The following is a 13372-nucleotide window of genomic DNA, read 5'->3' as shown; positions in this document are numbered from 1 at the left end:
CCGGTCGGGCTACGCCCGCCCTCCGCCGCACGCAGCGCAAGGCCATCCTCAACAAACCCTCAGCATATCCTCAAAGGGGGTCCCTCTTCGACGCCGATCGGGGGTCCCTTTTGAACGCCGTTTGACACCCTTGGAAGGCGGGTATCGCCTTGTTACAAAGTGCCTTTCCCGTTGCGAGCCATCATCGGCGAACCAGGGATTTCGCGCGTGCAGCCGTGCGGAAGGGCGTGCACCTCGACGCGCTTCCGTGTGCACTGCCGATGGGCGAGTGGATATGGCTTGACGGATCGATGCGCGTTTGGGGCGAGCCGCTGGGTGATGCGCTTGATCGCGCCGCCCTTGCCCGCCGAATCGCGCCCCTCGAACAGCACAGCGACTTTCAGTCCCTGCTGGACGACCCACTCCTGCAGGACGACCAGTTCGTGCTGCAGCCGGAACAGTTCGCGAAAGTAAATCCGCCGGTCGAGCGCCTCGCGATCCGGATGGTCCGACATGTCGGCAAGGAGCGTCTCCAGCCGGCTTTCGTCCATCTCCATCTCCATCTCCAGCTCCTCGTCAAAGCTGTCGGCGATTTCTTCCTTGATGCGGTGGAGATTGGAAAGACTCTCGTTCATTGCTGAGGCTCCTTATCGCCTTCACGCATCGTTATGACCGCGAGATTGCCGAGCTGTGACACATCTTCCGAGCCAATCCCCCGGGACGATTCGACGCGGCAGGCTCAAACCCGATGATCGACGCGGAAGCCACGAATGACAGAAGAGTCGCATTCGATCCCGCTCAGCCGTCGAGCGCGGATAGTAGGGAAGAGCGCGTCTGTTGTTCGTCGGGTCCCATCAGAAAACGCTTCGGGAAGTCCGCGAGAACGCGGTTCACATGATCGGTCGCACAGGTCCGTATGTCATCGACGTCCCCGACCGGATCGTCCGAACGAAAGAAAATAATCGCTCCGGCGAGCGCCCGGCCGACGACGAATTCGACAAGCGCGGCCCGGTGTGTCGCCCCGTCGAGCATGTCCACGATATGCCGCTCGACCGGATCGAGCAGAATCGCCTCATGCCAGGCATTGACGAGTAACGGCGCAGCGGCTGCGCCCGTCGCAGCGGCGTAACGGCGCCACATATCCGCAATACGGGGGATATCTTCGCCACCCATTTCGCGCCCGACGGGCTCCAGACTGATCCTCGCGCGGCCCTGTATCACGACGAGTTCCACAAGCTGCATCAATTCGGCTTCGACGGTGCCGGTATCGCCTTCACTCGCCTTCAGCGTCCGCAATGCCGCCTCGCTCAGGTCGGCGAAGGAACAGGTCGCGGGCCAGTTTTCGGTCCATATCTTCGCGGCTGCCTTCACTGCCGGCGTATGCAGGAACAAGGGCGGAGCGGTTTCCGGGCCGAAAGCGGCGGCTTCGCCTGCCTCGACCGGGGCCGGCTCCCGGGGCGGGAGCGATGCAGCGATATGAAGCGATCGCAGCCGCTCCGCATCGAGCCTGTAGCGGATATCGGGAAGGCGCTCGCTATGGACCAGAAGCGTCTGGCGGAAGCTCCGGTTGCTGACGAAATCGAGATATTGCTCGAGCCTCACCTGGCTATCGCCGCATTCGTCGAGCAGTGGCCGTGCGACCTTTTCGCCATAGTTCGAAACGAACATCGACGCGATCGCCGCTTCGGCGAGATAGCCGAGGCCGGCTTTCTCTGCCCGGTCGGCAAACTCACCAAAATAACAAGGCCGGTTGACCGTTTCGAGATACTCGTGCGCCAAGTAGTAATCCTGTGACCTGTCGAGAGCGTCGCCATGGTCTTGCAGGACATGGCCGAGCAAACTGTCTCCGGGCGCGACCTCCTTCAGAAAATCGACCATGCCCTTCGCATAGCCAAGCGGATTGGCTTCCGCACGGCTCTCCTTACCGCGCAGGAGCATCGCATCGCGGATGATTTCCCGGGTCTTCCAGCCCGGATAACAATTATAGCTGACATAGGCCACGCCGTCGGGGGCTAGATTGTCGCGGCAGATGCGAAGAATCGCATCCTGCACCTCGCCGGGCACCCAGCTGAAAACGCCGTGGCAGATGATATAGTCGAACAGACCGAGGTCGGCGCCGAGCTCGGCGATATCGCCTTGCCGAAGCTCGATATTGTCGAGGCTGAGCATGGCGGCGATTTTCTGGCCGGCGGCCACCTGCACGGGCGACAGGTCAACCCCGATGATCCGCGCCTCGGGACAGCGGATCGCGTGCGGAAGGATATTGCCGCCCGATGCGCAACCGAGCTCGAGAATGCGCGCCGTCGCCGGCGGCGGGGCGGTCAATCCGAAGAGATGAGCGACCGCCGCGAGATGAGCGGGACTGGTTTGGGGAAAAGGAAAGGATTCATAGGGTATGGAATCATAGTCCTGACGGATTTGCGCAGTGACATCGGTCAAATCTTCCACTCCATGGCGCTGCGGCCCGAGGCCCGCTGAAACAATAACTAGAGCGACACCGCTTGCAGAATGCCGTCCATTTCGCGCGTCACCGCGGGCGTGATATCCATCGCGTTGTTCCAGCCATAAGCGGTGTCGCGCTCGAAAATGACGCTGCAGCGCTGAAGCGTCAGCACGCGGCTCAGCGCGGTGTTGAGCGCGCCGTCGACTTGCTGCTGAGCCCGCAGCTGGACCTGCTGAAGCCGTGCATTATGCTGCTGCTCGGTCTGGGTGACGATCTGCGACTGCTGGCTCAGCGCACCAAGCTGGCGCTGATAGTCGAGCGGCAATGTCGTGCCCTGTTGCGCCTCGAGCCGGCGCGCGAGACCGGCGAGCGCGGTGCGCTGCCGGGCGACGTCCCCGGCGAGCGACGTGCGCAACGTCTCAACCTGCTGCTGCATCGAGCGTCCGGCGCGCGAGCCCGAAATCACGCCGGTCTTCGACAGCAGGCACATTCCGGCGATCGGAGGGCCGAATGTCTGCGCCATCGCCGCCTGGAAGTAACACAGAAAAATAGCGAATGCGAAAACCGCACGCATGGCTTGCTAGCCCGCGCTCGCGACCCGGTCCGCGCAGGCCTGATCTTCCCAGATCACCTCGGACACGGCGACGTTATAATGGCCATGGACCTTGGCGAAGCGGATTTCCATCCGGCAGCGAAGGCGTTCCGCACTCGCCGGTTTCGCCGGAATGCGCAGCACATAATTCCAGCGGCGGGTGATGCCTTCGCCGAAATGCGGCGGGCCGATCAAGCGATAAATACTGAACTTGTCGACGCCCGGCGTGATCAGCCGGATCGCCGCCGGGTCGGCGACGGTACCAATCCGGTCGCGCTTGCGTTCGGGCTCGGGCTGGCGGAAAGCGGACGGATCGACGCGCGCGCTATAGGCCGCGACCGTCGCGGCGGCCAGTTCGGAAGTCCCTCCATCTTGCCCAGCGGCGTTGCCCGGCAAGCCGGCCAGCCCGAATCCCAGTGCCAGGAGCAGCGATTTTCCGTTCATCAAAACAGATCCCTTTCCGAAGGACATCACCCGGTTCAGAACTGGTAACCGATGCCGACATTGGCGCCGGCACGCTGGCGGGTGTCATAGGTTGCGCCGCCCTTGATCACGACGGCGCCGTCGTCGAGCACGCGCGAGATACCGATCGCGAACGCCGATTCTCCCTGGAAGGTACCGAAGGCACCCGCGATCATGCTCCGGCCCGGCTCATAGGCCTGCGGCAGTCCGGCCGCCGCCAGCGCGCCGGCGACGCCCGCATAGGTGTCGCGCCGGAGATCGTTGAGATCGAAGCGGACATCCTGGATCTGGCGGTCCGTATAGGCGTTCGCCCTGTCGACCGCGCCGTTCATCGCGTTGCCGAGCTGCCCGACATTGACCGCATCGGTCGGTCCGACACCGGCGCCGACATTGGTCACGCGGTTGCCGCCCATATCGACGGCGGTGTTCGCACCGACCGTCAATCCGCCATTGGCCGTCACCATCCCGCTAAAGGTCGGCGCCGCCGCCACGCTCACCTGGATCTGGTTGCCCGAGAGTGTGACCACCGTGTTCGCGCCGTTGGCGATGTTAAGCGTGCCGTTCGACGGAATGTTGGTCGCCGGCCCGCCATTAGCCTGGATGTTCCAGCCGGCACTGGCCGTCTGGTTGACCGCATTCAGCGCGTCGTTGACATTGGCATAATTGTTTCCGCTCACATTGAGCTGGGTGGCCAGCGTCCCGGTTGCGGGATCATAGGTCGATCCCCCTCCCATGCCCGACGCCGTGCTGTTGCCGAGATTGGTGATCGCCGTCGAATTTTTCGCAGTTTGCTGGTTCGTGGCGAAGAGCTGCGAGCCATTCACGGCGTCGCTCGACGCGGCGCTGACCTCGCCAGCTGCCACGTTGACGAGCTTGTTCCCGCCATTGTCGAGGCCGCTTCCGGTCAGCGCGACCGGGCCATTGGCGCCGCCGGTCACGGTGAGCCCGTTCGTGTCGAGCTTGCTGCTGCCCGCCGTCACGCTCGTCACGGCAAGGTTCGGGTTCACCGCGAGCTGCACCTCGGTTCCGTTCTGCGTCGCGACGATATTGTCGCCCGCGGTGATGCTGTGCGTCGCGCCCGGCGCCACGTTCGCAATGCTTGTCCCGCTCGCGACGCCCGTACCGGTCGCCCCCGTCGTCACATTCCAGCCCTTGCCCGCGACCGCATTCACGGCCGACAATGCGTCATTGACATTGGTATAGCTGCTGCCGCCGACCGACAGGTTCGTCACAAGCTTGCCCGTCGCCGGATCATAGGTCGACGCACCGCCCATCCCCGCCGCGATCGTCGTCCCCAGATTGGCAAGGTTCGCCGTGTTGGTGCCCACCTGCTGGTTCGTTGCGAACAGCTGCGAGCCGTTCACCGCGTCGCTCGACGCGGCGCTGACCTCGCCCGCGGCCACGTTGACGAGCTTGTTCCCGCCATTGTCGAGGCCGCTTCCGGTCAGCGCGACCGGGCCATTGGCGCCGCCGGTCACGGTGAGTCCGTTCGTGTCGAGCTTGCTGCTGCCCGCCGTCACGCTCGTCACGGCAAGGTTCGGGTTCACCGCGAGCTGCACCTCGGTTCCGTTCTGCGTCGCGACGATATTGTCGCCCGCGGTGATGCTGTGCGTCGCGCCCGGCGCCACATTCGCGATGCTTGTCCCGCTCACGACGCCCGTACCCGTCGCCCCCGTCGTCACATTCCAGCCGAGGCCTGCGAGACCGTTGAGCGCGGTGAGTGCGTCGTTGACATTGGGATAGATCGTACCGCCGAGGACAAGACTGGTCGTCAGCTTGCCTGTCGCCGGGTCATAGACCGACCCTCCCCCCATGCCGGCCGCAGCGGTCTTGCCCAGGTTGGCGAGGTTCGCCGCGGTGATATCCACCTGCTGGTTGGTGACAAAGAGTTGCGACCCGTTGATCGCGTCGGTCGAAGTTGCCGTGACCTGACCCGCGGCGACATGCTGGACCTGCCTTTCGGCACCGGCCCCTCCAACCGAGACAACCCCCGCCGGCGCGCCGCCGGCAAAGGTGGCGGTCTTGCCGCCGATGCTGCCTGTCGGAGTTGCCACCGCCGCCGCGGTGATGCTGCCTGCACCCAGAGCGACCGAATTTGCTTCGCCGACATGAGCACCGGTACCGAGCGCGATGCTGTTACTCGCTCCGACATGGACGTTCTCTCCGATCGCGATGACGCCGGAAGCGCCGCTCGCCACGAAGCTGTTCTGGCCGAGGACGACCGCCGACTTCACGCCATTGATCGATATTCCCGAACCCGCGACCACGCTGTCTTCGCTGTCGGTCACGTCATTGCCCGAGCCCGTCACGCTCACCCGCGCATTGGTGCCCGAAAGCTGGTTGTCGCTGCCGGTCACGCTCACGCTGTCATGGTTCGCGCCACCGATCGCATTGTTGGAACCGGTCACGTTCAGCTGCCGGCTTTGCGTGGCCGTGATGCCGTTGTCCGAACCCGTCACCGACACGAGGCTATTCCCGCCACCCGACAGGACGTTGCCGCGCCCGATAAAGCTCACCGCGTCATTCCCCGCCGCGATTGCGTTGCTTGCGCCGATCGCCGTTGCATCGCTCCCCGCGACGGTCGAACCAACGCCGAGCGCCACGCTCTGGACACCCGAGGCCGCCGCATCCTTGCCCGCAGCGATCGCATCGGCGCCCGTCGCCCCATCGTTGAGCTCGTTGCCACCGCCTGCCGAGTTCACGCTGTAATATTTGGTCTTGTTCGCCGCGACCGTCTGCCCAAGGCCGTCGATCGCGCTGTTCGTTGCGAACAGCTGCGATCCGTTCACCGCATCGGTAGACGTACCGCTGACCCGGCCCGCCGCGACATTAGTCAGCTGGCGCTCGGCCCCGGCATCGCCGACGCTCACCACGCTCGTCGGCGCCGCACCGGCATAGGCGTAGCTCTTGCCGTTGACCGTCCCCGAAGCCGTCGCATGGGCGGAGCTTTCGACCGAATTCTTGCCGAGCGCAACGCCGCCCGCCACCGTCGCCTTCGCGCCGTCGCCCAGCGCCGTACCGCCAAGACCCGCCGATGCGCCTGCTCCCATGGCGACCGAACCGGTCGCGCGGGCGCCGGTGCCGATCGCGATCGCATCGGTGCCCGAGGAGGAGGCGCTCTTGCCGAATGCGATCGCGCCGTCCTTCGTCGCCGAGGCCTGCGTGCCGATCGCGATCGCGTCGCTCGTGCCGCTCGCGACCGTGCCGCCCTGGCCAATCACCACCGCCGACTTCGCGCCGTCAACCGATATCCCCGACCCCGCGACGACCAGATCCTCGCTGTCGGTCACGTCATTGCCCGAGCCCGTCACGCTCACCCGCGCATTGGTGCCCGCCAGCTGGTTGTCGCTGCCCGTCACGCTCACGCTGTCGTGGCCCGTGCCTTCGATCATATTCGCCGAACCGACCACGCTCAGCTGGCGGCTGTTCGATGCCGCGAACAGCGTATCCGAACCCAGCACCGACGAGGACATGTTACCGGTTCCCGCCACCTCAATCCCGCGGCCGACGACGCTCACCGCCTCATTTCCCGCCGCGATCGTATTTCCCGCTCCGACCGCCGCCGATTGATCGCCCGCAACAGCGGACCCCAAACCGATAGCAATACCCCTGCTCGTCGCCTGCGCACCCGTGCCAACGGCTATCGCATCGACGCCCGATGACACAGCCCCGTTGCCTACCGCGATGGCGTTGTTTTTGCCGGCTTTCGAACCGAAGCCGAGCGCGATCGACATATCGCCACTGGCCTGCGCCGCTCCCGTACCGAGGAGATTGGAACCGCCCAATGCGATCGAATTCGTACCCGACGCGCTAGCCCCCGAATTCTTTGCCGTCCCGCCGCCCATGGCGACCGATCCGTCGCCAAGCGCCGCGCTGTTATTGCCGATCGTCGTAGCGCCTGTTCCGCTCGCCTTGCTGAAGGCGCCGAGCGAAACCGCGCCACCCAACGGGCTCTCCGCCGATGCCCGATAGCCCAGCGCCGTATTATAATTGCTATCAATCACCGCCGCGAGCGGCGAAGTCGATTGCGCGGTCGAGGCATAGCCGATCGCGACGTCACCGCGGCCAGTGGCGCGGCTACCGAAGCCGACCGCTGTGGCGCTGTTACCCGCGATATTGGTGAGGCCGGCGCCGGCTCCGTTATCGGTGCCATTGCCACCCCCGCCGATCGCCACGCCATTTTGACCCGTTACCTGCGATCTTCCGCCAATGGCGATGCCGTTGCGGCTATCCACGGATGCGCTAACCGCGGCCTCATTGCCGATCGCGATGCCGCTTTCGGTGGCGACCGACGCCTTCGTGCCAACGGAAATCCCGTTGATCGGCGCTCGCGGATTTCCGGCCACCGTTGTAATCGTCGCTCCGGTACCGATAGCGACGCCGTTGGTCGCGCCCTCGCCGGTCGAAGCCCCGACACCCGCCGCCAGGCTATTGTTGCCCCGAGCCCCGTCATTATTATAATTGCCGCCCTTCGTGCCGGCATCGTTGACGCTGTAATAGCGCGTTGTCGCCGCCGCCTGCGCTTCGTTCAACTGAGCCAAATTCACCGCATCGGTCGGGGCCGATCCGGTCGCGACATTGGTGATCGCCTTGCCGCCCGCATTCACACCGGCCGCCGTCACGCTCGGGCCGCCGCTGATCGTCAGGCCGTTCGCGTCGAGCTTCGTGCCGCCCGTCGTCACGCTCGTGAAGGAGGGATTGTCGATCACCGCCACGCTCAGCTTGTTCGCCGCCGCATCATACACGACCTGCGTGTTCTTCCCGTCGGTGATCGTCAGCGTCTCGCCGGGCGCGATCTTGTCCGCCGCGCCGCCATTCGCCTGCACATTCCATCCCGTGCCGGCCAGCGTGTTCACCGCATCCAGCGCGCTGTTCACATCGCTATAGCCCGTCCCGCCAACGCTGAGGTTCGTCGCGACCTTCCCCGTCGCCGGGTCATAGCTCGACGTCCAGCCAAGCCCTATGGCCACGCTGCTCCCGAGATTGTTCACCGACGTGCCGACCGCGTAAAGCTGCGAGCCGTTCACCGCGTCGGTCGATGCCGCCGATACCGTTCCCGCCGCGACATTCTGGAGCTGGCGCTCCCTGCCCGCCGCGCCAACCGACACCACGCCCGCGGCGGCCGTTCCCGCCGCCGTGCCGCCGTTGATCGTGTATGGACCCGTCGAGGCCGCCGTCGTCGTGCTGCCCGCGCCCAGCGCGACGCTGTTCGCTACGCTTGCAACGGCCCTGGAGCCAATCGCGACTGCATCCACCCCCGACAGGGACACATCGCCGATCGCAAGGCTGTTCGCACCGCGGGCGTCCGCCCCCGAACCAAGTGCCACCGAGTAATCGCCTGCCGCGTTCGTGCCGGCCAAAAAGGGTCTCGCGCCGATGGCAATCGCATTCCTGCCGGTCGCGTGCGCTTCAGCGCCAATCGCTACCTGCGATCCGGCGCCCGTCGCGATGGCTGCGACGCCGATCGCAATCGGAGCTCCGCCATCCGGCGCCGAAAGATTCGCCTCGGCGCGGCCGCCGATCGCGATGCCAAGATTCTGCCCCGACACCGGTCCAGGCAGAAATTCGAATACCTGCGCCTTCGCGCCAATCACGACCGGTCCGAGGCCGCCGCCGTCCGGTCCGTTCGATCGGGTTTCGGCGCCCCCCCCGATCACGATCGCGTTCGTTACCGGTGCCTTCGCTCCGCTGCCAATGGCGATGGCGTTTTTCTGCGATGCGGTCGTGTTGGTGCCTATCGCGGTTGCTCCCCAGCTATCTGCTTGGGCATTCTGGCCGAATGCAGCGGCTGCCTGGCCAACCGCTGTGCCAAGGACGGTATCCGGAATGACAAATCCGTCATTATAGGATGCGATCGCACCGTCGCCGAAGGCCGACCCGCCATTGCCTGCCTTCGCTCTTGCTCCCATGGCAACCGAGCCCGTCGCGCGGGCGCCGGTGCCGATCGCGATCGCATCGGTTCCCGAAGAGCCGGCGCTCCTGCCGAATGCAATCGCGCCATCCTTCGTCGCCGAGGCCTGTGTGCCGATCGCGATCGCGTCGCTCGTGCCGCTCGCCACCGTACCGCCCTGGCCGATCACCACCGCCGATTTCGCGCCATCGACCGATATTCCCGAGCCCGCAACGACGACATCCTCGCTGTCGGTTACGTCATTGCCCGAGCCCGTCACGCTCACCCGCGCGCTCGTCCCCGCCAGCACATTGTCGCTGCCCGTCACGCTCACGCTGTCGTGGCCCGTGCCTTCGATCATATTCGCCGAACCGACCACGCTCAGCTGGCGGCTGTTCGATGCCGCGAACAGCGTATCCGAACCCAGCACCGACGAGGACATGTTACCGGTTCCCGCCACCTCAATCCCGCGGCCGACGACGCTCACCGCTTCATTTCCCGCCGCGATCGCATTTCCCGCCCCGACCGCCGTGGAGTCATCCCCTGAAACACTGGCCCCCCGACCGATTGCAATGCTCTGGACGCCAGCGGCGGCCACATCCTTGCCTGATGCAATCGCGTCGGCGCCCGTCGCGCCATCGTTCAGCTCATTGCCACCGCCCGCCGAATTCACGCTGTAATATTTCGTCTTGGCCGCGGCAGAGGCCTTGCCAAGTTCGTCGATCGCGCTGTTCGTCGCGAACAGCTGCGACCCGTTGACCGCATCGGTCGATGTTCCGCTGACGCGGCCCGCCGCGACGTTCTGGACCTGACGCTCTGTCCCCGCAGCCCCGACGCTCACGATGCCGTTGGCGGCAGCCCCGACGCCCGCGAATACATAATCCTTGCCGTTGATCGTTGTCTTCGATTCCGCCGTCGCCGGCGCGTCCTTCGAGGCGTTCCCCAACACCACGCTGTTGTTCTGCGTCGTGGTTACATTGTTGCCCAATACAAATGTGTTGTTGTTCGCGATGCTGTTGTTATTGCCCACAGCGAAGGAGCCAGCGCCGCTTACGACGTTGGGATCGCCCAACGCACCCGATTGATCGCCGCTCACCACATTGCCGACACCGATCGCGATGCTCTGCTTGCCGATCGCCTCGGAGCCAGCGCCGACCGCCGTGCTCTGGAAACCCGATGCCTTCGAAAGAAGGCCCACCGAGGTCGCGCCTTCATTGCCCGCCTGCGACAGGAAGCCCAGCGCGGTGCTATATTCCCCCGTCGCCTGCGTGTCCGCCCCGATCGCCACTGCGCCCCACTTCAGCGCTTTCGCCGCCGGACCCATTGCAACCGCACGCTGAATCGCCTCGCTTCCGGTGCTGGCCTGCCAGCCAATCGCCACGGCAAAATCATTCACGGCTGAAGCCGCCGCGCCCATTGCGATGGAGTTTCCATTTTGCGAAGCCGTTCCCGCCTTCGCTCCCAGGCCAATCGCGATCGAATTGACCTGCGCCGACTGCGCCAGCTGACCCAGCGCGACCCCCGAGACCCCTGTCGCCGATGCGCCCTTGCCGATCGCAACCGCCTGTGCGCCCGAAGACGACGCGCTCTGGCCGATCGCGATCGCGGCGCCCTTCGATGCCGCTGCGTCCTTGCCCGCGGCGATCGCATCGGCACCGGTGGCGCCGTTGTTGAGCTCGTTGCCACCGCCGGTCGAGTTCACCGAATAATATTTGGTCTTGTTCGCCGCGACCGTCGCGGACAGCTGCCCGACATTCACCGCATCGGTCGGGGCTGATCCTACCGCGACATTGGTGACCTTCTTGCCGCCCGCATCGATGCCGCCTGTCGTGAGGCTCGGGCCGCCGCTGATCGTCAGGCCGTTCGCATCGAGCTTTGTGCCGCCCGTCGTCACACTCGTGAAGGACGGATTGTCGACCACCGCCACACTCAGCTTGTTCGCCGCCGCATCATAGACGACCGCCGTGTTCTTCCCGTCGACGACCGTCAGCGTCTCGCCCGGCGCGATCTTGTCCGCCGCGCCGCCGTTCGCCTGCACATTCCATCCCGTGCCCGCCAGCGTGTTCACCGCATCCAGCGCGCTGTTCACATCGCCATAGCCGGTCCCGCCAACGCTCAGCTTCGTCGTAACCGTGCCCGTCGTCGGGTCATAGCTCGACGTCCCGCCAAGCCCCTTCGCCACGCTGCTTCCGAGATTGTTCACCGAGCTGCCGACCGCATAAAGCTGCGAGCCGTTCACCGCATCGGTCGAGGCCGCCGTCAGCGCTCCCGCCGCCACATTCTGGATCTGGCGCTCCTTGCCCGCCGAGCCAACCGATACCACGCCCGCCGCGGTCGTTCCCGCCGCCGCCCCGCCGTTGATCATATAAGGACCCGTCGAGGCCGCCGTCGTCGTCGAATCCGCGCCGATCGCCACGCTGTTGCCGATACTCGCATTGGCGTTCTGACCGATCGCCGTTCCATCGGCAACCGCCTTCGCCGCCGTGCCGATCGCGGTCGCATCAGCGCCCGTCGCCTGAGTGCCGACACCGATAGCAACAGCATTGGTCGCACTCGACGTCGATTGCGCGCCGACCGCCACCGAATTGACCTGGCTCGCCGTAGCGCCGCTGATAGCTGATCCCCCGAGCGCCAGGCTGTTGGTCCCGCCCGCGTTCGCGCCGGGACCCATGGCCATGGAATAATCGCCCGTCGCCTTCGTCCCGGCCGCGAAGGCGTTGCCGCCGATCGAAACCGCATTCTTGCCCGACGCGAGCGCCTGATCGCCAATCGCCACCTGCGATCCACTGCCACTCGCATTGGAAGTCGTGCCGATAGCAAGGGGGGAAGCTCCCGCCCCCGATGTGACATTGGCTTTTGCTCCCGAACCAAGTGCGACGCCGTTATTGGCCCCGCTCGTTCCTCCGCCCGCGCTCTGCACCTGGGCATTGAAGCCGATCGCTATCGGCCCCGCGCTCGCGACCGCCCCGACCTTGACATTGGCACCCGCGCCGATCACCACGGCATTGGCAGCAGGCGCCAAGGCGCCCTTACCGACGGCGATGGTATTAAGTCCCGACGCGGTAGCGCTCGAAATTGCGGTCGAATCCCTGCCAGACGCGAAGGCATTGGTGCCGAGCGCGGTCGCACCCGACACGTCGGCCTTGGCATTCTGCCCGAACGCCGCCCCTGCAATCGTGCCGGCGGTCGTCGCGCCACTCAAATAGGTTGCAACCGCGCCATCGCCAAATGCTGCTCCGCCATTGCCCGCGAGAGCGCCTGCCCCCATTGCCACCGAACCCGTTGCTCGCGCCCCAGCGCCGATTGCGATTGCATTGGTCCCGGTCGAAGCCGCGCTCTGTCCGACTGCAATCGCACCGTCCCTGGTCGCCGTCGCCCCGTCGCCCTGAGCGATCGATTGGTCCCCCGACGCCCGCGCCGACGCGCCCAGCGCAATCGATTTCACGCCAGTCGCCTGCGTATTCGTCGCTGCATCATATCCGGCGTCGGCAAGCGTGCCGCCGACAGCCGCCGAACTGCCGATCGCGATCGAACGGTCTCCCGTCGCCTGCGTCGAATGGCCGACCGAAACCGCGCCCGCGCCGCTCGCAAGACTGGCGGTCCCCATCGCCATCGCAAAATTGCCCGTCGCGGTCGCCTGACGCATCATCGCGAGACTGTTAAAGCCGTTGGCGTAGGTCGCAGTGCCCAGCGCCATCGATCCCACCTTAAGTGCCTGAGAATACATACCCAAGGCCGTCGATGCGCCACCGGTCGATTTCGAGTTATCGCCGATGGCAATACCAGCGTATCCCTCGGCGAGTGATACCGAGTTGCTGCCAGCAATGGCGTTGTTGCCAATCGCAATAGAATATGAGGATGCGACTGAGTAAATATTAACGGCATCGACTACGCACGTCTGGTCGGGGTTGCTCGAATAAGTATTGCTCGGCGTACAATATGTGTAGAGGTTATTCGAGACGATGGAATTTTGCGTTTTGCCGCCGCCCGCTTCGTAATTGGTTTG

At 65.2% G+C, this 13372-nt stretch carries 5 protein-coding genes; all 5 read right to left on the bottom strand.

Annotated features, from left to right (window positions below):
* Positions 1–152: 152 nt before the first annotated feature.
* The 5 genes from ACIPPQ_RS21430 to ACIPPQ_RS21410 all read right to left on the bottom strand — a co-directional run bounded on the left by ACIPPQ_RS21430 (position 153) and on the right by ACIPPQ_RS21410 (position 13063).
* Positions 153–614 carry a hypothetical protein gene (locus ACIPPQ_RS21430; protein ID WP_446546070.1) on the bottom strand — a complete coding sequence of 154 codons (462 nt, stop codon included), beginning with the start codon at positions 612–614 and terminating at the stop codon, positions 153–155.
* Positions 615–777: 163 nt separating this feature from the next.
* Positions 778–2418: a methyltransferase regulatory domain-containing protein gene (locus tag ACIPPQ_RS21425; RefSeq protein WP_446546069.1), complete on the bottom strand. Its 1641-nt coding sequence runs from the start codon at positions 2416–2418 to the stop codon at positions 778–780.
* A gap of 47 nt (positions 2419–2465) precedes the next feature.
* Positions 2466–2945 carry an OmpH family outer membrane protein gene (locus tag ACIPPQ_RS21420; RefSeq protein WP_446546068.1) on the bottom strand — a complete coding sequence of 160 codons (480 nt, stop codon included), beginning with the start codon at positions 2943–2945 and terminating at the stop codon, positions 2466–2468.
* A 57-nt stretch (positions 2946–3002) separates the two neighbouring features.
* Positions 3003–3458, bottom strand: a complete 456-nt coding sequence (locus ACIPPQ_RS21415) for a hypothetical protein (protein ID WP_446546067.1) — start codon at positions 3456–3458, stop codon at positions 3003–3005.
* 35 nt (positions 3459–3493) lie between these two features.
* On the bottom strand, positions 3494–13063 hold the full coding sequence (locus ACIPPQ_RS21410; protein ID WP_446546066.1) for a hypothetical protein: 9570 nt from the start codon (positions 13061–13063) through the stop codon (positions 3494–3496).
* Positions 13064–13372: the final 309 nt, after the last annotated feature.

The sequence above is a fragment of the Sphingopyxis sp. LARHCG72 genome (assembly GCF_052871675.1).
This window is presented reverse-complemented; position numbering and strand designations above follow the sequence as displayed.

What these genes read in the sequence shown, in the direction of transcription:
- ACIPPQ_RS21430 (WP_446546070.1), bottom strand. Translation starts at nt 614, where the DNA reads ATGAACGAGAGTCTTTCCAATCTCCACCGCATCAAGGAAGAAATCGCC.
- ACIPPQ_RS21415 (WP_446546067.1), bottom strand. Translation starts at nt 3,458, where the DNA reads ATGAACGGAAAATCGCTGCTCCTGGCACTGGGATTCGGGCTGGCCGGC.
- ACIPPQ_RS21420 (WP_446546068.1), bottom strand. Translation starts at nt 2,945, where the DNA reads ATGGCGCAGACATTCGGCCCTCCGATCGCCGGAATGTGCCTGCTGTCG.
- ACIPPQ_RS21410 (WP_446546066.1), bottom strand. Translation starts at nt 13,063, where the DNA reads ATGGCGCTGGGCACTGCGACCTACGCCAACGGCTTTAACAGTCTCGCG.